The sequence below is a fragment of the Sphingobium sp. RSMS genome (assembly GCF_005406185.4).
GTDB lineage: Bacteria > Pseudomonadota > Alphaproteobacteria > Sphingomonadales > Sphingomonadaceae > Sphingobium > Sphingobium fuliginis.
The window spans coordinates 911,987-931,134 of sequence record NZ_CM191258.1 but is presented as its reverse complement, the minus strand read 5'-3'; the positions used below and the strand labels follow the sequence as shown (position 1 = coordinate 931,134).

Genomic DNA, 19,148 nt, shown 5'->3' with positions numbered 1-19,148 from the left:
ATCAGGCTCCCGGTTCGATCATGGCCGCGTCAGCACTGGCGCGCGCGCCAAAAACTCTTTGCACATAGTCCACCACCGCTAGTTCACCGATGGCCAGCGCTTGGCGCATGCGAACGTCACAGCCCATCACCACCGGGCGCTCCGCACGTGGGACCTGCGTCACATCGGCCGGACTATCCTCTTCCTCGTCCAGCCGGACATCGCTGGTGAGCCGCAGCTGTTCGACCGTGTGGTCGAGTTCGGAGAGGAGAACGATACCGGTGGTCCACACCCGGGCCGCCACTTCTGGCCCGATATCGGTGCCGTCGATCCAGGCCACGCCGCAGGCATGGCCTGACACAGAACCAGTGCGAAGATTGCCCGGCCGGTCACCGGCGGGTTCGAAGACGTGCTGCGAGCAGAGTGCAACGGCGAGCGCGAGCACCGCCGCACGTGTCAGATGCGCTTTCAGCATCAGCGGCCCCAGCCTTATCAACGCATCGTCCCCGTGAGCCGCATCGTCATTCTCCGTGGCGAGCAGCAACAAAAAGCGGCGGCAGATTGTTGAGTCAGCGCCGAGGACCTGTAACCATTGCTGCCACCTGAGCCACATTTTGTGGCGCAGTGCCGGTTCGATCACCCAGCCAAGCGACACCGGGACGGCCGGCTCGAGCGCCTGGTAAAGCGCTGCGTTGAGCCTGGCGAGGAGATCGGCATCGAGCACCTTCTGGATCAGGGTCGCAGCTTCGGCGACACCAATGGGAGGCGACGTCACCCCAACTGCAACCAAAGGCGGAACTGCCGGCGCGCGGGTCACCAACGCGATGTCGATCGCTGGGCCTGGCATCGCCACGCGAAGCCCCGACCAAGCGGCATCCCAGCCGCGATAGCGCCCGCTGATCAGCACGGCGTTAGGCGCGTGCGCGCATAAGCGCGCGAGCGCCGCAACCAGCGGGCCCACTGCTTCGGGTCCTGCGGACACCGTCAGCCGAACACCCGGGCTGTGAGGATCCCAGAAGGCCGCGACAGCGTCGAAGCCGGTCCCGGTAAGTACGGCTTGGCCCCCTGCATCGATGTCCAATGACACGCGCACCGGTTCATCGGGATTGGCGCCGGCCGGCAGCGGTGCTGGGACCGTCGGCGCGAAGCCAGCCCAGCGGTGCGCCGCCGTGGCGGTGAGTACGGGCATGACCGGCCGTGCTCCGGCTATCACCGGATGAGCATTCTTGTATTCCACCGCAAGGTCGGCAAAGGGAACCAGCACGGCCTCGGTGTCGGGACCGAAGCGCAACAGCCGGACCGTAGGCGTGACGCTGGCGCCGCAGGAAAATGTCAGCACAGCGGCGTCGGTCGAGGACTCAATCGAACAACCAGTCAGGAGCTCGATGCTGTTCCGCGCAAAATGAATGTCGGCCTCGATCGCCAGATAGCAGACGAACCGGTTGAGAATCGCGGTATCACGACGGAAGAGGCGCGCTTCCCTAGTATGAAAAACGAGGCGGCATGGGTCCCGCAGTCGGTCTCGAATATCCATCAGGAGATGTGGCGGCAGAATCGGCGTGAGCCGCGCCCTATAGGCTGCGAAGATATCGAAACCGGGATCCGCCCAGGCCTCGTTATCGATCGCGTCGAGCTCGGCCTTGACCGGCTCGAGATGGGGATAGTCGGTGACGTAGCGCAGGATATCGCGCTGCTGCTGACTGAAAGCAGCGAGCATGAAGTCGGCTAGGCCACCGTCGCCGTTGCCCGAGATGAGCACGGTCTGCGGTTGGGCGGCCACGAACGGTCCGGCAACAGGGGAAGGCCGCCAGTAGGATGGGTTGCTGCCGACCGACACCTCGCGCTCGAGACCAAAGCCGACAGCGATGATCACCGCCTCGAACAGCTCGGTGGAGGCAATTCCCTGATCATCGCGGATGCGGGCGGCGGCCCATGACCCCACCGGCTCGATCCCTGCGACCTTCGCACGGCGCAACTCTATCCCCGATCCTTTCCGAATGGTGTCGAAGTCGCGCAATAGCCCCTTCGCGACCTCATCTCCGATCCCGTCTTCCCAATCGAGAACCGGGAGGCCCGCGCGGCTATCGGTCGAGCCGACAGCAGGCCAGTCGAACAGGTTGGGGTGAATGTAGCGGCTGGTCGCGCCGACCTGGAGGTACAGCAATTCCTGCTGCTCCTCATAAAGGACGATCTTCAACTCTGGGGCGACGAGCCCAAGTGCGGCGGCCAGCGTCACGCCGCCCACGCCACCGCCGATGATAGCGATCGCTCCATTCGTGCGAATGGTATCGCATTCGAGCAAAGCATCCGCGAGATTGAGCGCGCGCAGCTGCTGCGCATGGAGCGTCACGCGCTTTTCCATGTTGCCCAGAAAAAAGACCCGGCGCGTCGGCGGAACGAGCGCGGCGGCAAGAACCTCCTCAGCCGTCACTGGTCGTCGCCCCGCCTCGTCCTACACTGCCCCAAACCGTTCAATATCCCCGCCTTATCATGCTCCTGACACTAGTATCCGCTGGCTGCAATCACGCAATGCCTAGTATTCGGGCTTCCCAGCGCTCACACAGCACGCAGCCCGACTGCTGCGTTGCTCCTACTAAGCGGAGGTCCAGACAGATGGCGCAGGATCATATCAAGCTCAGCGGGAGGAACATGCAGCTGGTCGGCTATCCGTTCACGCGTGATCCGGTCCTGCCAGAGCGCGGTGAATATCTGGGGCCACAGTGCGGATGCCTCGGGAGGCAGACCCTCAGGTTCCTGGCGCCGGTAGCCGCGGCTTGACAGTTCCACGTTAAGGCTTCGGTTCTGCCATTCGCTGACGATTCCTAGCTTATGCAATCGGTAGTTCAGCGCTGCTACCGACACTCCCCAACGCCGCTTATATTTGACGAGACTGTCGAGACTGGAAACGTAGCGAATCCTGCTCGCCACGTCGTCAGCCGGCATGAGGAATGCCGATGCGAACTTGTCAGCTTCGCTCTCGGCCTGGCGGCTGTCCTGGGGCGCACCATGCCGGTGCATGACGAGATGCCCTAGCTCATGCGCGGCATCGAAGCGGCTACGCTCGGTCGACTTGAAGGTGTTGAGGAACACGAAGGGGCGATCCGCACGCCAGCACGAGAATGCGTCGACATTCTTGGTGTCCTCGCTGAGCGAGAAAACCCGAATGCCTTTGGATTCGAGTAACTTCACCATGCTCGAGATCGGCTGCGCGCCGAGCCCCCACTGCGTCCGGACGGTCTGGGCGGCACCTTCGGGTGACGCATCCTCCCGCACGTCGGGAATGTCGCCGTCAGGTAAGTTGAACCGTTCAGCGACCCAGTCGTGAAACAGATAAGCGATCGCGCCTGCCGACAGAGCAGCATCGCGCTCCTTGGCAGACATCGAGGATAGGCTGCGGAAACTGGCAGCGCCGGCCGGAAGTTCGTCAACTTCCTCGGCGAAGAAGAATTCCCGGGGAAAGTTCAGAATAGCAGCTAGGGCGTCAACAGTAGGATCCTCGGGCTCGTTGGCACCATTCTCCAAGCGGGATATCGTAATCGGAGAGACGTTGATGGCACCGGCAAGCGCGCGCGCAGTCATCTTTCGGCGCTTGCGCCCCAGTATCAGTCGTTGGGGATTGAACACGACGCCATTAGCCCTTGCGAGAGACCGTCACGTCATATTCAGCTGGCGGCTCATCTTCTCCGATGAACGGTTCAGTAGCACCCCAGCCACCCTTTTCGATCAGCAGTATCCGCTCGTGGAAGCCATCGAACTGATCTCTATTGATGGCCATTGGGCGCGACAATTCCGCACGCACGTCTTCTCCATCAGCGAAAACGAATAGCACCCAAGTGGGCGCGCTGATTTCGGCGACTTCCTGTTCTCTTACTTCTGGCCAGAGTTCGAACTGACCAAGTTCGATCGCCCGCGCGGATCCCGCGCCCTTCTTGGAAACGGCTATAGGGTCGAACAGCGGATCGCCTGCTCGCTCAGCGTTCTGGAAGACGACCTTGATCCCGATGGTAGGATGGAAGATCGACTCGATGTTATCCCTGCGGGATATCTCCCAGCCCTGTGGGACGAACACGCGCCGCATATGCGCCGTGCCCTCGATCCAAGAGAGAAGACCGCCGGCGCTCAATGGGTGGAAACCAGTGGAGCTGCGTCGCCCGCCGACCGCAGCCGCAACGACTTCAAAGAGGAAGTCGCGCCGCAGCCCCAACTGCGCCAAGCGGGGTATGACTTCATAGTCTTCCGCCAATACCGCCATCGACCAACTCCATGTTAAGTTTCCATCCCTCATATGAGAGAAGAAAACTTAACATGTCAATGGTCTGACGATCCAAACCATCGGGCTTCATCTATCGGAAAAGCACCGCGCCCTGCAATATTCGCCGCGTGCACATTAGGGTGTGTGGGGATTCATCGTGAGTTGATGATGGCTGCGGCGAGATAGATCATTGCAGAGAAGCTCTGGTCGGTTTTGCAGGCACGCATAGCGATGCGTTTGAATTCCTTAAGTTTGGAGAAGAAGTTTTCGATCAGGTGACGCCATTTGTACATCTCGACGTCGATCTTGAGCTTTTGGGCGCGGCCGGGATGTTGTGAAATGACAACCTTCGCCCCACGCTGATCAAGATCCTGTACAATCCAGTTGGAATCGAAGGCCTTGTCGCCCAGCAGGGCACCGAACTCAATACCGTCGATCAACGGTGCGACGCCTATGGTGTCGTAGCGGTTGCCCGGCAGCAACTCGAAGCGCACCAGATTGCCCAAGGCATCGGTCAGCGCCAGAATCTTGGTCGTCATGCCGCCTTTTGAGCGACCAATGGCCTGGCCCTGAGTCCCCCTTTTGCGCCCTGGCCATGCCGGTGAACCTTGACGATGGTCGCATCGACCATGGCGTATTCCATGTCGGGTTCCTCCGACAGCACATCGAAAATACGCTTGAAAATATCGGCTTCCCGCCAATCGCGAAACCGCCTGAACGCCGTACTCCAGTTGCCGAACATGGCGGGCAGATCACGCCATGGACTGCCCGTGCGAACAATCCACAGCACCGCCTCCATGAATAGCCGGTTGTCCCTTCCGCTCCGCCCAGGGTCAGTCGGCTTACCCAGACAATGTGGCTCCATCTTTGCCCATTGGGCGTCGGTCAGTACGAAACGGTCCATCCAGAGCGTGAATCACATCTCCCAACAAATGGGAATCCTAAATCCCCACAACCCCTAATGTGGCTGTTGCAGGGGCTATACCCGAGGCTTCAAACTGAACAGAGGCCGTTCCCTGAATAGGCTGGATGAGCAGGTCACTTCCACTGGCGGAGTTGCCTACAGGCTTCAAGCCCGCGTCGATGTGATGAAGGAAAGGCAGGTATCTAGAGGACAATTTTGCCACAGTGAGCGACTGCTTTGTTGGCGGCAGCAGACGGCGCATAACGGCTGCTCGATGTCCGGGACAGCACTCGGGCGCTCCGAAACCGGTCAGTCTCGAATGTCCCAGCCTTTGCCGGAAAACGGCCCGTCCGCATGATGCCGCAATCGCCTCCATCAAGAAGTTGGCCCATGCTAGGAAGCTCGCGCTGAAGCGGCCCTGAGTATCGTCTTCAGGTCCGGCTTGGTAACCTTGCCCATGGCATTGCGGGGCAGGCTGTCGACGAAATGGATGAGCCGCGGAATCTTGTAGGCGGACAATTGCCTCGTGGACCAGGCGATGATCTCTTCGGCGTCCGCTTTGTGACCCGGCCGTGGCACGATGAAGGCTGCCACGACTTCGCCCCAGGTCGCATCCTCGGTCCCGATAACGGCGGCCTCGGCAACGGCGGGATGGGCGAGCAACACCGCCTCGATTTCAAGCGCCGATAATTTATAGCCGCCCGACTTGATGATATCGATCGAGGTCCGTCCCATGATCCGGTAATAGTCCCGCTCGATTACCGCCATGTCCCCGGTGCAGAACCAGCCGTCGCGGAAGCTGTCCCGTGTGGATCGTTCATTGTCCCAATATTCGAGGAAGACATTGGGTCCTTTGACGCGAATCTCGCCCGGCTGCCCCTCTTCCGCGATGGGCTGCTCATTCTCACCGTAGAGACGCACCTCGACTCCCGGCAAGGGCTGGCCGACATGCCCCGCCCGCCGTTCGCCATGAAGGCGGTTGGACAGGGCCATGCCGATCTCGGTCATGCCGTAGCGTTCGAGCAGCACCTGGCCGGTGCGCGCCCGCCACTGCTCGAACAATGGAACCGGACAGGCCGCTGAGCCGGACACGTTCAGGCGCATGGCGGCAAAGCCGTCGCAGACCCTTTTCGCCTCACCCTCTTCCAGGCTGTCGAGATGGTCGAGCAGCTTCACATAGATGGTCGGCACCGCCATGAATACCGAATAGTCGCCCGCCGCGACATGGGCGGCGACGGCGGGCGCGTCGAACCGAGGGAAGAGATGCACCGTCCCGCCCGCCCATAGGCCGCAGCTCAGTACGTTGATGATGCCATGGACATGATGCAGCGGCAGGAACAGGGGGATAGTATCGCTGTCCGACCAGCCCCAGGCGTCCAGAAGCACGGTGATCTGCGCCCGGTTGTTGCCATGGGTTGTCACCACGCCCTTGGGCTTGCTGGTGGTGCCGCTGGTGAAGACCATCATCGCGCGGCGCTCATCGGCAATATCCGGCAGGACGCCTGCTTCACCGGCCATAAGCTCGCCCGGCTGCAATAGACGGATGTCCAGTTTCGCGCACAATTCGCCCAGCATGGCGTGATGCTCGCTTTGGGCGATCAGCCGGGTCACCCGCGCGCAGCTAAGATAATGATCCAGTTCGGCAACGGTCGCGGCGACATTGAGTGGAACGGCGATCCCGCCCGCGCGCCAGACGGCGTGCATCACAGCCGCATAGTCGGTGCTGGCGGGCAGGAAGAAGGCAATGCGTTCTTCCTCCAGATCTACTTTTCCCTCCAGCAAGGCGGTCCGCAAGGCCGTGGAGCGCACCATAAGTCACGCGGCGCTCACCATCGATCAAGGCGGTCCGGTCATTATCCTCCTGCAAAAGCGGGAAACGGAGTGTCGGCATGATCCCCTCGTCTCGAATAAATTATAAAAGCAGCTTCTCTCATAGAAGCGCGCGGCACACGCGGCAATGACACGGGCCATGGACCAAGCCAATCTGGCCAGGCAATGGCGAGGTCGCTGCGTCACTCTCTGTATTCGGAAACGGGTTGCTAGCCGCCCGGTGTTGGAAGGTGAGCAGGAGGAAGGAGGAGTGGATTGGCACGAATTTGGGAACGATTGTGTGTGATCTGAATGACTTGATATGCTATCGTGGTGGCGAAGCGAGGAACCCATGGCAGAGCAGAATGCGCCCAATTCGAACGCGGAAAATGGTCATCCAGGAAACTTGCCACCCCAGGCGAGGGATTGGTTTTGGCATCCGTGGTACGCCAAACTCTGGTGGGGATCAGCGGCGATATTCTGGGCCGTAATCCTTGCGGTGCCCGGCTATCTGCTTCCAGGCGCCATTGTCGTGCTGGTCGGCGCGCTGCTTCATCCGTTTGTGATCGTACCGGTACTGGGGGCCGGCTTTTTCAGGACATGGTTCAGCTATCACTTCAGGGCGGGGAATGGAGAGGGTCTCACCTGGAGTCAGCATGATGATTTTTGCCGCGACATGGCTTCGTTTCGACGGATGGACCCAACGGACCCATCAAATTCAAGCTATTATGGACATCCAGCCAATCCGATGAGCGAAGCTTCCCGAAACCGGAGGCTATGGGGTATCGATTAGCGCGTTTTGAACTCTGGATCGCCATCGTCCCACCCCTGGCTGCGATCGCCATTAAATCGACCGCTTTGTAGGATGCTCTTTTGCTCCATGGAGGTTAGAGGGGCGGTTATGTCCGCTGTTCCCCGGCCCGCGTCCGCTTGTTGAAGATAGCGATTGCGCAGCCCTGCCGTTCCTAAGATTTGCTGCCGTAGCTCATTAGTGAATGCCTGTTCTGGAGAGACCGACCGGCTCGCTGCGCGTTCAGCGGAAGAAATTGCTGAACGCACGTCGTGGTTGACGATGTCGATACTCGATCTCGCGCCCGTTTCTCCCATGCTAAGATCCGCGCTTTCAAATCCAGCTTGACCTCCAAAACTCCCCCGCGACCTTCCCGCACTTTGACCTCCTTTTCCCGTACTTTCTGTTGATCCGCCGATTTGGACTCCTACGGAAGATCTGTTCGAAATCTGATGACTCGCGCTTCGGGATAGCGATCGTGTCCATCCTGTTTGCACCATGATCGCCTGAACGTCCCGTTGGAGCGTATCAGCCACCTGCGGTTTCAGACGCCAGTTGCCCTTTCGGTCCATTTCGAATCCGCCCTTGAGCCAATTGGCCATCATGGCATGACCCTCTGCGCCACCGCCCAGGAAATTCTCGACCGTATCCGGCCCCGCCTGCTTGCCCGCTTCAAACCGCGTGCTGGTGTCGGACCGCGCCGATCGGCTGAACCCGGTGCTGCTCGACACCAGCAGATCATTATGGGCAAAGCTGAACCGCGCCCGCCCGCCATTGGCAATCGCGCCCAGCTGGCTTTCATTGATCAGCCCGGATCTCCACATCTGGGCCGCTGCGTCGGGCGTCAAATTGAGGTTGAGGTCACCATTCTGGTCCATCGCGATCTGGCGCCTCGAAAGGCCGATGCCATTCTCGCGCAACAGCGCCTGCATGCGCGTCAGGCGTTCATTATCGACGATCCGGGTCATCCGCTCATTGCGCGCCCGATCGGCAACGCCTTCCGCGCCACCTTCGGCCATATCGACCTGATTGCCCGCCGTGCGGCTCAAGGCCTGGATAAAGCTGTCGAGACGCGCCGCTTCCCGCACCGTTGCGCCAGCAGCCGCAGCCCCTTGCGCAAATCCGAAATTCTCAGCTTCCCGGCGCTGCTCACCGATCCTGGCCGCAGACCGCGTTCCATCCAGCCCGACCTCGCGCTGCGCGTCGAGTTTGCCCGACCGCTCGGCAAAATCATAGCCCGCCGCCTCGCGAGTCCGGCCGTAAACACTGGTGTTCTCGCGCGCGGCTTCTGCCGTCGCGCCATCGGCGGTCCCGACCTGGGTCGCGGCATTATAGCTTTCAAGCGCCCGCATCACCTGCGCCTCATTACGCCCAGTCGCGCGGGAGAGCTGGCTAATGGCTGTGGAGCGCGCTTCACCCGAAAGGGCATTGATGAACGCGATACGGCGGCTGGTTTCATCGAGCGACAGGCCGAGCATCGAGGCGGCGCTGCGGTGACCGGCGTTATTGCCGCTGCGCCAGGCTTGCTCGGTGGCGACGTTGCCCCGTTCGGTCGCTGCCACATGGTCGCCGGCATAATCACGTCGGCCCTCCATGGCGCCGACCTGTACCTGCGCGCCCGTCAGGTCGTTGCGCAGCATCTGCTCCTGATCGAAGGCGTTGGCGGTGATCTTGGCGAATGTCGGATCGGCCGATGCCTGACCGATGAGCGTCGAGGCCTTGAGCGCCGCGTCCCTGGCATCATAGCCGCTGCGCTCAAAATGCCGCTGCGTGCCCGACAGCATCATGTCATAGGCGCGCTGGTCCCCGAAGGCTTTCCATTGCACCATATTCTGGGCGAATGCCGCAAAAGCCCGCTCCCCCGACTGCCCCTCGCCAAAATAGGTCGTGCCAAGCGCCCGCAATGCGTCCTTCTCGGCAAAATTATGAATGGCGCTCGTGGTCGCATTCGCCCGGACCGCTTGAGCGGTTGCCGGATTGCTGAGATCGCGCCCGGCAAGAGCAGGGGAGATGCCGCCCAGTTGCCGCGCGGCGTCGATGCCACCCAGCGCAAAGGCGCTGCTGCCAGCGAGCCCACCGCCATGTTCGCCCAGCACGGTTCCGGCCGCGCCGAATGACCGATTGCTGCTGAAGGTCGTGCGTTCCCCGAAATCCCCGAAGTTCGAGGCCATGCCCCTGCGCGCCATCGTACCGGAGGCCGATGCCTGGGTTTCGAGCGCCGAGGCGTATCCTTCCCGCGTCATCAACGGCGTCGCCGCCGCCGTGCCCTGGCCTTGGGCCTGAAGCGCGCCGCCAGTGAAGGAGGAGAACACATTGCCGGAGAAGCGGAATACGGTGAACACGAACGCGCCGGCCAGCCCAGCGGCCGCCGTCCGAAACGAACCGAAGATCGCAAGGGCCTTCAGCGCAGCGGACGGCGCCAGCATCCAGGCATTAGCGGCCACATGATTGGATCGCATTTCTGCCAGCACCGCCATCGCCCGGCCCAGGGTCAGCTGATAGATGCCGGCATCGATGACGCCCCAAAGCGCCACGAACACGAACAGGCCGAGTGCGAAGCTCGCGACACGCAGATTGATCGGCGTCAGGATGAACAGCAGCGCGATCGGCATCATGAACAGCATGATCCCGAACACCGTGGCGCGGATCGTGGGCATCCACTGATTGGCGACCGACATGGTGGAGAGCCCACTCGACACCACCGCCCGGTTCGCCATCACCCGTGCCGCAGTCGCCGGACTATCCTCGAACAGCACGTCGCCGACGCTGCTGCCCAGCAGCACATCGGCTAAGAAAGCCTGAAGGGTAAGCGGCGCACCCATCATCCCATCCCCCAGCTGCCCAAGGCGCGTGCGGCACCGAGCCAGTTGGTTGGCATCGGCAACATCATAGCCGCTGCTCTGGCAGACCTGACGGGCATAGTTGTCGAACAGGGTTGGGTCGCTGAGACGGGACTGGATATGATCCCAGGCCTCCTGGCAACTCATGGTCGTGCCGCCCTTGTCGGCCGAGGTGAAGACGGTGCTGAAGGTCGCGGGTCCGGCCATGGCGGCAAAGGAGGCGGGCAGGTCCGTCGTACTCCGGAACAGCTGATCATCATCGACGCCATAGGCTGGCGACACGCGGGCGACCGGATTGCATTGCCGGACATAATCCTTGATCGTCGCGTCGAGGAAGGTGTCGGTCATCGGACCGCGCGGGGAGACGGCATTCAGAAATAGGTCGAAGGCATGGCCACCCGCGCCAAATTCCAGCTTTGCATTGGGATCGGTGGTGTTGTCGTCGATCGTCTCGGCGAGCGCACGTTCCATGAGGTTGGTGACGCCCGCCACCAGCACTATGAGATTGGGGACATCGCCGACCGGCTGATAGGCATTGCGGACCCGGTCATAGACATGGACCGTACCTGTGGTCGCGACCAGGCCGACGAAGAGGCCAATGCCGATCAGCATCTGGAACCCGAAGGCCACCAGCCCCATGCCCTGGCCGCGGAACGAGGCGAGCACGACGCCGAGCGCGATCCCCACGACCGCGCAGATCAGCACCAGCGTTTCGTAGCGCGGGTCGCCGAAGATCATCGAGACCAGGCGGAACGCATCCACCGTTTCGGCAAAGCCGTCATAGGTGTGAAAACTGGACTCCAGCGCCCGCGCAGGTGTTGCCGCCAGAGCAAACGGCAGAGCAATGAGCAGGTGAGGCAGGCGAAACAGGCGGCGCATGGGCGGTGCCTCCAAAAGGTTCATCGATTGTTGTTCGAAGCGGTGCCGGCGGTGTCGCGCGCATCGCGATCCCGCGTGCGCATCAGCCCGGCATAGTTGGCGGAAAGGTTCGCCTGATTGAGCGCGGCCATATAGCTCTGCCGCATCTGCGCGCGCTGACGCAGCACCTCCTCGCGCAAATCCCTCAGCTGCTCGATGCCCTTGGAAAGAATGCGGGTCTGGCAGATATTGGCGTTGCCGGCATCGGCCGCGCCGGCGGCGCTCGCGCCCCGTTCGGCGTTGGAGACGGCAAAATCGATCGATCGGGTCAGATCATTGAGCATCTGATAGGCGAGCGTGAGCGCCACCAGTTCGTCGGTATCGGCGATCACGGAATCGGGCACGCCCTCGCGCACCCCCCATTCCAGCATGCGATAGACCGGCAGCGTGCGGACATTGGCGACAAATTGCCGCTCTTCGGCCGTCAGCGCGGCGCGCGTGCGGATTTTGGTGGCGATCGACTGCATCCGCGTCCGGGCAAGCTCCAATGCCCCTTTGCCGCTGTCCGGGGCGCAGTCCGCGGCGGACGGCGGGATGTTGAGCGAACGGCTCTGGACCTTGCCGGCGAGAAAATCCTGCGGACTGTCGTTGTCCTGATGCGGGCAGGCGGGGATGGCCGAAAAGATCGGCACCTTGTCGGTCGCGTCCCAGCGCATATAGACGTCGCCCACGCGAGCCCGCATAACCGAGGCCCAGTCGCCCGCACCCACGCGCGTCGCGGCATGGGAGAGTAGGGAGCCGGTGCGGAAGATGTCGGTCACCTCGGCCGGGCAGTTGGCGAGCGCGTCCTTCAGATCCTCGGTCGGATTATTCTGGTTCGCCTGGATCTTCTCGCGGCTCTGCTGGTAGCTTTTGGCAAAGCCTTCCTTCACGGATTTATAGCCGGTCATCTCCTCGATGATGCCCGACATATTGTCGTCGCCCCTGGCGATCTGCACCATGCGATTGGAAAGACGGCAGTCATTGACCTGGATGGAATTGAGATAATTGGTCGCCGCTTCCATCTTCGAGATGATATTGCCCATTTTCTCGTCGAGGGTTTCGAGCAAATATTGGAATGCGACCGCCGGCGCGGCCTGGAGAATGCTCTCGAGCTTCTGGACGAGATAATCCGGGTCGAGGAACGACATGCCCCCCAGAAACATGTCGATGCCGCCACAGCCGGCCTTCACCTTGGGGAGGGTGAGCGACATCAGATAATCGTCATGGACGTCGACGCGCCCGGACATGCCGCCTGCGGTCACATAGCCGCGCGTCTGGTCCTCGAAGGAGCCGGGCGAGGTATAGGTCACATTGTCGAACCAGCTTTCCGCCCAGCCCTGGGCATAGGCTGGCGCGGTCTTGCCGCAGGTGGCGAGCAGGCCGAGCGCGATCAGCGCACAGCGAGGACGGAGCGAAGGCATGGCGGGCTTCCTCTTGGAACGAGAAGGCGAAGATGCCGGCCCGCCATGCGCGGCATTTTCAAGGATGGTCGGATGTGGGGAATAACCTCGCAAATTTGGATCAATGATCCGAAATTGCGAGGTTGATGGACAGGCGGTCGGGTTGCTTCCGCCTGGGAATGTCTGGAGTTTGATGCGTGCGTGCTGCCGATCATCTGGAAGGCCTCACTGTCGCGCCAACGCGATCAACTGCTCCAACGATGCCGGTGAACCTGGCCATCGCGCGAAGCCCGACCGCCGGACGCACGCCCGTCAGCATCTTGGCCGCGAGATAGGCATTGCGCGCCAGGTTGACGCCGTGGTCGGTGCCGATCGCGATCGGGATGATGCGATCAGCATCGGCGACGGGACGGATCCATGCTACCGGATGCCCGACCCAGGGGAGGCCGAGCCTGCCGGAACGCAGCAAGGCCTCGTCGCCGCCGATGGTGCGGACCTGCCAATGATAATGCCGGGAATATTGCGCCAACTTTGCCCAGAGGTCCGCGCAGGGCAGACATCCGGGCGCCGTCGTCATCTCGATGATGAAGAGCGAGGCCTCACCTCCCAATGTCGCAGCGAAATCCGGCGGGAAATCCTTGGTTACGGGCACGCGAGACAGCCATTTTTGCATGTCCGCGTTTGTCGCAACGGGGTGGATCGCAGCGCGCATGGCATCTGCGCGCGTGATGGGCCTCGCCATTGCGCCTGACATGGCAAGCGAAGGCGCCAGGAATGGAAGGATCATCCAGAATCTCATGGGTTGGCATCCTGCGGCCCGTCCGCCAATGGATCAGCCGCGGCCACGGGACCATTGGCGAGCGCGTCGAAGAAACCGTCTTCCTCACCCGCTCCGGTCAGGAACTGCTCGGGCCGGATATCGCCGGACAGCAGGCGGACAGCCTGATAAGCGGTCTGGGCGAGGTTGGGATAGGCCTCCACGCCCGTAGCGATCACCATGCGTTGCGGACTGTTCCGTCGGATCACCATTGTCGTGGGCGTCACATCGACACCGAAGCGCTGCGCAACCTCGGGCCGGCGGTCGAGGTCGATTTGGGACACCTGCCAACCCATCTCGTCCTGGAAGCGCTGGACGATCGGCCACTGCACGCGGCAATAGCCGCAACTCGTCCGCGAGAACATGACGAGCGCGAACTCGCCGGCGTGCGCGCGCAGATAGGCGCGGCGGACAGCATCCTTTTGACCAAGAAGCTGGTCGCGTGCATCGCCCACCAACGGATTGGCGGACCTGGAATTGAGTTCGGGATGCTGGAGCATGGCGAGCTGCGTCACGCCGGCAAAGGCCCGTGCCTTGCGCCGCGCAAAATCCTGCAACCGCCAGAAATCGGCGACCGCATCGACCGTCAGCACGGTGGCGGCATAATCGCGTTGCTGCTCGATCAGCTTGCGGATCTTGGGCGGCGTCCATGCCGCAAGCTCGGTCATGGGCGGGATTACCGGCTTCATCAGCCTGTCCGGGTCTGCGGCTTCGTCTCGGGGTTTTGGCGTTGGTGCCACGTACCACCAGTAGCCTTGCTTTGGTTCCGATGCCGGCGAACCCATCTGCGCGGCAGTCGGTGACGAGATCAGCAAAATTGCCCCAAGGGCGACAGGGAGGCGCCAGGTCATAGCAACTTCTCCATCCGCGTGAGGCGATGCAGGGGCACGGGACCAAAATAGCGGCTGTCGAATCCTCCCGCATAGGAGGAGCCGACATAGACCATACCTGTGGGGATATGCGGCTCGGTGGGCCGCCAATGAAGAAGGCGCTGCCCCTTCCGCCCGACAGGCTTGCTGATCCCGATGAGCTTGCCATTGCACCGATACCAGCCATCCCTCGCGCCCGGCATCATCGAGGGTTTTTCGATCATCTCGATCCTGTCTCCTGGCATGCAGAGCACATATTTGGTGACATCGACCGGGGAAGGGCCGACAAGGGGATGCCACAGCTTGAATGACACAAGGTCACCGCGCCGGATGGTGCCCGGCGCCTTGTGGACCAGCCATGCGTCGATCGATGGCGACATGACCAGCGTGAACTGCGGCAACGCCCAACAGGCGGCGGCGCTGATCGGCAGGATGATCGCGCAGGCCTGCCAGAAACGGCGCGGTCGTGGGGCTCTGCCCGGGCCGCCTGCTCCCAATGCGATGGCGGCCTTGCGCGGGGTGGCCCTCATTTCGGGCCAAGCCGCCCTAGCGGCGGTCCAGGCGAGCCTGAGCATCGGCCACCTCCTTCGCGCCGCCCAGGCGCGCATATTCTTCAAGCAGACCGGACAGGGCAGCGTCGCCATAGACAATGTGGCGGCTTGCAGGGCTGTCATCGTCCCGCTCACAATAGGGCTGGGTCGGATCGCCCGGTATCAGGCCAAGCGCGGGCACGCGCGCGACCCCGTGCTGGCGAAAGACCAGCGGATCGACGATCAGCTGGACATTGCGCATGGCACAGGCCGGGCCGTCGCAGCCCGGATCAATCCGCAGCACCTCTGCTGAAAGCCTGGCCATCGGACCGATCTTCGTCATGCCGCCCGGCACCCCGCGAAAGGCCATGACGCCGCCGGCTTTCTCGAGCTGCGCCGCATAGGTCCGCAAAATCGGGATAGGCATGGAGGATGAGACAAAGAGCAGCGGCACCCAGCCTTGAGGCGCCGAAGGTGGCGTGGCGCCCGCTAGGCCCGTGATGTCCGGCGCGTCTAGCCCCAAGGCCTGACCTAGGCGCTTTGCTATGGCCTCCCGCTGGGTCGCAAGATTTTCCTCGCCGGAGGTCAGCGCCGACCGGGCGCGTGCATCCATGGCGGGAGCCGGCTTGCGGTTGCGCAGGCCCTCGAACGCGCGGCGGCGTGTCGCCTCTGGAAGATCGGGAAGCCGATCCGGGCCGCGCGCATCAGCGCGATCCTTCTGGTCCGCAACCGCACCCTTGAGGCGCTGCAAGGCGCTGTCGCCCTGCGCCTCCGCGCGTTGCCGGGCATTACCTGCGTTTCCCTCACTCTGCGCCTGGCAGGGCGGGGCGACGAGCATCGCCGCTGCAAGAAGCGCGCGGCTAGGGATTGACCGTCTCCATATAGGCATCGATCCTGTCCTTCATATCGATCTGGATGTCCGACTGGGCCCGCGCCTCGATGTCGGAATAATATTCGGAGAGATCCATTTTGCTGAAATCTAGAGCCTGGAACTCTTCAGCGGTGAACCCGCGGCAATAGGGTTTCTTCGCCGTTCCCCAACCCATGGCGTTGAAGCTGGCAAGCTGCGGTCGGCCCTGTTCCTGGATGATCCGGCCAAGCTTGGTGTTGAAGCAGCAATGGCCCTTGGCCTTCTGCACGCAGACGCCAAGGATCTTCGACGCGCAGTAGGTGCCGACCTCATGGCACATGCCCGAGCCACGGAGCATGCCCACTTCCATGTCCTGTTGGTCACAGCCCGACAGGAGAAAATCCATCATGAAGTTGATGGCAAGACTGATCGCGATCGACGTCGGATCGATGCCGACGATGATTGCATTGGCGCCGGCGCCAGCCGCCTGGGAGGCAGTCGCCCCCGCCTTGAACGCGGTGTAGGCGGCTTTCATGCCCGACCAGACGCCCTTGGCGATGGCGATCTTGGTGCCGATCGAGGAGATGGACGAGCCCATCCCGTCCTTCACGATCTCGCCGCGATCCTTGCAGCAGTTGGAAAAGCTGGTGTTGAGGCCCGCCGGACGGCAGCGAACGGCGCGCCCGGCAAAAATCTCGATCGCTCCGAGGCAATTGCCGTCGGCATCGACGGCGCCGTCATTGGGCGCGCCGAGATCGTCGACGACCGGCTCTTCCTCCTCGATGGCGCCGCCGGTCACCGGCGTGCAGGCGTTGGGGGAACAACTCGGCATTCCGCCGGTGGTGGGCGTCACACATGCATATTGGCTGCCCAGCGGGCAGCTATAGGCGCCGGCCTGATCGACGACACAGGCGACCTGCTGGATCGGGCACAGATAGCTGCCCTCATTTGTTTCGGAGCATTGGTCGGTTTCACCGGTCCCATCGGCGCCGCCGCTGCCATCGAGGTCGGCGGCGCAAAGCTGCTGCGCCCGTGCGGGCGCCGCCGTGAGCGCCACGCTGGAAGCCAACAGCAGGGTGGTCCACAAGGAAAGGCGCCGCCGCATCAGCGTGTCTCTGCCGTGCAGACCAGATCAGCGCCGGCGAGGCGCACGCTCTGCATCATGACGACTGCTTCGGGAAAATCGTCGAGGCAGCCGCAGGCCGAAACCAGTTCTTCGCCTTGCCCAAGCGGGCAGACATTGTCGGAGGAGCAGCTATGGTAAAATATGTCCCAGCCGGCAGGGTCATTCTGCTTGGCGCCAACGACGCCGTCTACCGCCACATCGCTATTGGCCTTGGGCGCTCGGGTCTTGCAGATAGGCTCGCAGGCGGCAACCGAACCGCGATCGGGCATGGAGAAGGGGCGGGTCGAGGTCGAAACGTTGCCGCTGGCGTCGGTCGTGCGGTCGGCCAGCAGCGTCTCGGTCGAGTGGTCGATGATATAGGCGCCGCGGCTGAGGTCTGGATCTCCGGCGCCTGCCTGGTCGATGACGCATGCATATTGGCGCGCACGTTCGAAGAAGTCGCGCGTATATTGGAAACTGCATGCCCCCGTGCCGAATATACGGGTGGAGGGCAGGGGCTTGATGCCGGTGTTCACCCCGTTCCTGAAGGTCACGACACCATCGACCGTCTCGCTCACAAGATGGCAGGCGGGATCGGCGGCATAACCCGAGCATAGATCGACCAGTCGTTCGCTGACCTCGCAGGCGGTGTCGACCTGCACTTCGACGGTGACATAGCCCCAATTGCCGCCGCCGCCGCCCCGCACGCGCGCGCCGACTATTGTCGCACCGCTGCGCAGCTGGGAGGTGATGTCGATCGCGGACTTGTTGTACCAGGGGTTGTCGCTGATACGGCAATCGCCCGAGGGCAAGGCCTCGCCCAGCCAGGGGCGCTTTCCCGCATAACCCACAATCTGGCCGTTGACCCTTGCCTGGACCCAGTCGTCCGCGCCCATTTGGACGATGCGCGCGGAGCGTATCCGTGCTGGTGCCAGGGGATCGAAGGTCGCGCTGTAGATCGGGGGCACGCTGCCGCATGTGCCGGAGCCGCGAATTTCATAACGCCGGCAGCCGGTTCCGCAGCTGGTGACTGCGGTGATCGCGCCGCGCACAGCCAGGATATCGTCGAAGCCCCATTCCTTGACCGCGATGTCGCGGTCGATCGCGCAGTTGCGGGTCTGCTGCGCTTTACCATTGCCGGCCGCGGAAGCGGCCAGGGCCTGGAAGATGCTGCTTGCCTGCGAGACGGAATAAGCGTCGCCCTGAATCGCGGTGGGGTTGCTCCGATAACTGGTCGCCGAAAGCTGGGGCTGAGCCGTGCAGGCCGTGGTCTGCGCTCCGGTATAACGGATCAGCGGGCCATCGATGGAAGCCTGGGCCACGCCGATACGGGGATCGGCGGTGGTCAGCGCACCGACGACACCGCCGCCCAGGTCCTTGAGGATCGAGGCCATATTGCCCCAGGCGAGATTGGCGCCGCAGCTGTTGTTGACGCAATAGCAGCCGGCAAGGGCCGTGAGATCGACCTCGCCAAGCTTGAGCTTGCCGCTGCTGCCGACCTCCCAATGGAACGGGCGGCACTGGTTCCAGCTGCCTGGCGCACAGGAGATGATGCCATTGGCGCAGATGCCCGATACCGGCACGGGCACATTCAGCGTCTCGTCGAAGGACCCGTCCAAATCCTTGTCGCGCGAGATGCGCAGCGTGCCGATATCGCCGGTCGAGGTGGGCTGGGCGAGGAGTTCGAGCAGTGTCGCGGTCTTCTGGCAGGCGATATTGGACGTGAAGCTTTTGCTGTTGTCGACCGTGCTGACCGGCTGGCCAGCGAGGCCAGGGGTGAGATAATTGCTTTGCAGGGCATCGCTGTCGCCGCTTTTCGTCCGCGCCGCCACGGCGGCGCTGCGCGCGCGCTCCTCCATCGTCTGCGCTTGGGTGACGGCGGGCAGGCAGATGGCGATGCCCGCTGAGAGGAGGAGCGCGTGACGCATCATGACGCGGCATCCGGGGCGGTGGGCGATGCAGGGCGCAGTCGGAAGCAGTGTGGCACGCCCGGTGCCCCGACATCGCCCAGCATGCGAAAGACAGCCCGGCCCCCAAATGGTGGTCAGCACGGCCACCACGACGGTGGGCCGGAGAGGGGTTTTGCCCACCGCCGACAGGGGT

At 62.7% G+C, this 19,148-nt stretch carries 14 protein-coding genes; 1 reads left to right on the top strand and 13 read right to left on the bottom strand.

From position 1 onward, the window contains the following. Window position 1: 1 nt before the first annotated feature. The 5 genes from EGM87_RS22190 to EGM87_RS22170 all read right to left on the bottom strand — a co-directional run bounded on the left by EGM87_RS22190 (window position 2) and on the right by EGM87_RS22170 (window position 6,947). Entirely contained in the window at window positions 2–2,410 is a 2,409-nt protein-coding gene (locus EGM87_RS22190) for an ABC-three component system protein (RefSeq protein WP_137708777.1), read from the bottom strand. Between the two features lie 125 nt (window positions 2,411–2,535). After that, window positions 2,536–3,558: a helix-turn-helix domain-containing protein gene (locus EGM87_RS22185; protein ID WP_253719187.1), complete on the bottom strand. Its 1,023-nt coding sequence runs from the start codon at window positions 3,556–3,558 to the stop codon at window positions 2,536–2,538. 52 nt (window positions 3,559–3,610) lie between these two features. Continuing rightward, window positions 3,611–4,231, bottom strand: coding sequence for a hypothetical protein (locus tag EGM87_RS22180; RefSeq protein WP_137708779.1), 621 nt, complete (start codon window positions 4,229–4,231; stop codon window positions 3,611–3,613). Between the two features lie 152 nt (window positions 4,232–4,383). Continuing rightward, a protein-coding gene (locus tag EGM87_RS22175) for an IS5 family transposase (protein ID WP_148564693.1) occupies window positions 4,384–5,135 on the bottom strand; the annotation gives its coding sequence in 2 pieces (ribosomal slippage) (window positions 4,384–4,805 and window positions 4,805–5,135; 753 coding nt in all). 393 nt (window positions 5,136–5,528) lie between these two features. Further along, entirely contained in the window at window positions 5,529–6,947 is a 1,419-nt protein-coding gene (locus tag EGM87_RS22170; RefSeq protein WP_216614596.1) for an acyl-CoA synthetase, read from the bottom strand. Between the two features lie 349 nt (window positions 6,948–7,296). On the opposite strand from EGM87_RS22170, the gene EGM87_RS22165 reads away from it, so the two are divergent. Further along, window positions 7,297–7,737 (top strand): hypothetical protein, encoded by a 441-nt coding sequence (locus EGM87_RS22165; protein WP_137708780.1) that lies wholly within the window; start codon window positions 7,297–7,299, stop codon window positions 7,735–7,737. On the opposite strand, the gene EGM87_RS22160 is transcribed toward EGM87_RS22165, so the two are convergent. From EGM87_RS22160 to EGM87_RS22125, 8 genes are all read right to left on the bottom strand, one after another. Further along, on the bottom strand, window positions 7,734–11,453 hold the full coding sequence (locus tag EGM87_RS22160; RefSeq protein WP_137708781.1) for a conjugal transfer protein TraG N-terminal domain-containing protein: 3,720 nt from the start codon (window positions 11,451–11,453) through the stop codon (window positions 7,734–7,736). The two genes, EGM87_RS22165 and EGM87_RS22160, sit on opposite strands and share 4 nt — an antisense overlap. 20 nt (window positions 11,454–11,473) lie before the next feature. Next, the gene (locus EGM87_RS22155) at window positions 11,474–12,895 is read right to left on the bottom strand and encodes a conjugal transfer protein TraH (protein WP_137708782.1); all 1,422 of its coding nucleotides are present in this window, start codon (window positions 12,893–12,895) and stop codon (window positions 11,474–11,476) included. A gap of 190 nt (window positions 12,896–13,085) precedes the next feature. Next, complete coding sequence (locus tag EGM87_RS22150; RefSeq protein WP_397586742.1) at window positions 13,086–13,673, bottom strand: hypothetical protein; 588 nt, start codon at window positions 13,671–13,673, stop codon at window positions 13,086–13,088. Next, on the bottom strand, window positions 13,670–14,476 hold the full coding sequence (locus EGM87_RS22145) for a conjugal transfer protein TraF (RefSeq protein ID WP_253719226.1): 807 nt from the start codon (window positions 14,474–14,476) through the stop codon (window positions 13,670–13,672). The genes EGM87_RS22150 and EGM87_RS22145 overlap by 4 nt, the downstream gene beginning before the upstream one ends. 62 nt (window positions 14,477–14,538) lie before the next feature. Beyond that, window positions 14,539–15,135, bottom strand: a complete 597-nt coding sequence (locus tag EGM87_RS22140) for a S26 family signal peptidase (protein WP_137708785.1) — start codon at window positions 15,133–15,135, stop codon at window positions 14,539–14,541. After that, a complete protein-coding gene (locus EGM87_RS22135) occupies window positions 15,107–15,928 on the bottom strand; it encodes a type-F conjugative transfer system pilin assembly protein TrbC (protein ID WP_253719186.1) in 822 nt (273 codons plus the stop codon). Before EGM87_RS22135 ends, EGM87_RS22140 begins: the two co-directional genes overlap by 29 nt. A gap of 22 nt (window positions 15,929–15,950) precedes the next feature. Then, on the bottom strand, window positions 15,951–17,045 hold the full coding sequence (gene traN, locus EGM87_RS22130) for a conjugal transfer protein TraN (RefSeq protein ID WP_137708787.1): 1,095 nt from the start codon (window positions 17,043–17,045) through the stop codon (window positions 15,951–15,953). After that, on the bottom strand, window positions 17,045–18,976 hold the full coding sequence (locus EGM87_RS22125) for a hypothetical protein (RefSeq protein WP_137708788.1): 1,932 nt from the start codon (window positions 18,974–18,976) through the stop codon (window positions 17,045–17,047). Before EGM87_RS22125 ends, traN begins: the two co-directional genes overlap by 1 nt. Window positions 18,977–19,148 lie beyond the last annotated feature (172 nt).

What these genes read in the sequence shown, in the direction of transcription:
- EGM87_RS22185 (WP_253719187.1), bottom strand. Translation starts at nt 3,558, where the DNA reads ATGACTGCGCGCGCGCTTGCCGGTGCCATCAACGTCTCTCCGATTACG.
- EGM87_RS22180 (WP_137708779.1), bottom strand. Translation starts at nt 4,231, where the DNA reads ATGGCGGTATTGGCGGAAGACTATGAAGTCATACCCCGCTTGGCGCAG.
- EGM87_RS22170 (WP_216614596.1), bottom strand. Translation starts at nt 6,947, where the DNA reads ATGGTGCGCTCCACGGCCTTGCGGACCGCCTTGCTGGAGGGAAAAGTA.
- EGM87_RS22165 (WP_137708780.1), top strand. Translation starts at nt 7,297, where the DNA reads ATGGCAGAGCAGAATGCGCCCAATTCGAACGCGGAAAATGGTCATCCA.
- EGM87_RS22160 (WP_137708781.1), bottom strand. Translation starts at nt 11,453, where the DNA reads ATGCGCCGCCTGTTTCGCCTGCCTCACCTGCTCATTGCTCTGCCGTTT.
- EGM87_RS22155 (WP_137708782.1), bottom strand. Translation starts at nt 12,895, where the DNA reads ATGCCTTCGCTCCGTCCTCGCTGTGCGCTGATCGCGCTCGGCCTGCTC.
- EGM87_RS22150 (WP_397586742.1), bottom strand. Translation starts at nt 13,673, where the DNA reads ATGAGATTCTGGATGATCCTTCCATTCCTGGCGCCTTCGCTTGCCATG.
- EGM87_RS22145 (WP_253719226.1), bottom strand. Translation starts at nt 14,476, where the DNA reads ATGGGTTCGCCGGCATCGGAACCAAAGCAAGGCTACTGGTGGTACGTG.
- EGM87_RS22140 (WP_137708785.1), bottom strand. Translation starts at nt 15,135, where the DNA reads ATGCTCAGGCTCGCCTGGACCGCCGCTAGGGCGGCTTGGCCCGAAATG.
- EGM87_RS22135 (WP_253719186.1), bottom strand. Translation starts at nt 15,928, where the DNA reads ATGCTCGTCGCCCCGCCCTGCCAGGCGCAGAGTGAGGGAAACGCAGGT.
- traN (WP_137708787.1), bottom strand. Translation starts at nt 17,045, where the DNA reads ATGCGGCGGCGCCTTTCCTTGTGGACCACCCTGCTGTTGGCTTCCAGC.
- EGM87_RS22125 (WP_137708788.1), bottom strand. Translation starts at nt 18,976, where the DNA reads ATGATGCGTCACGCGCTCCTCCTCTCAGCGGGCATCGCCATCTGCCTG.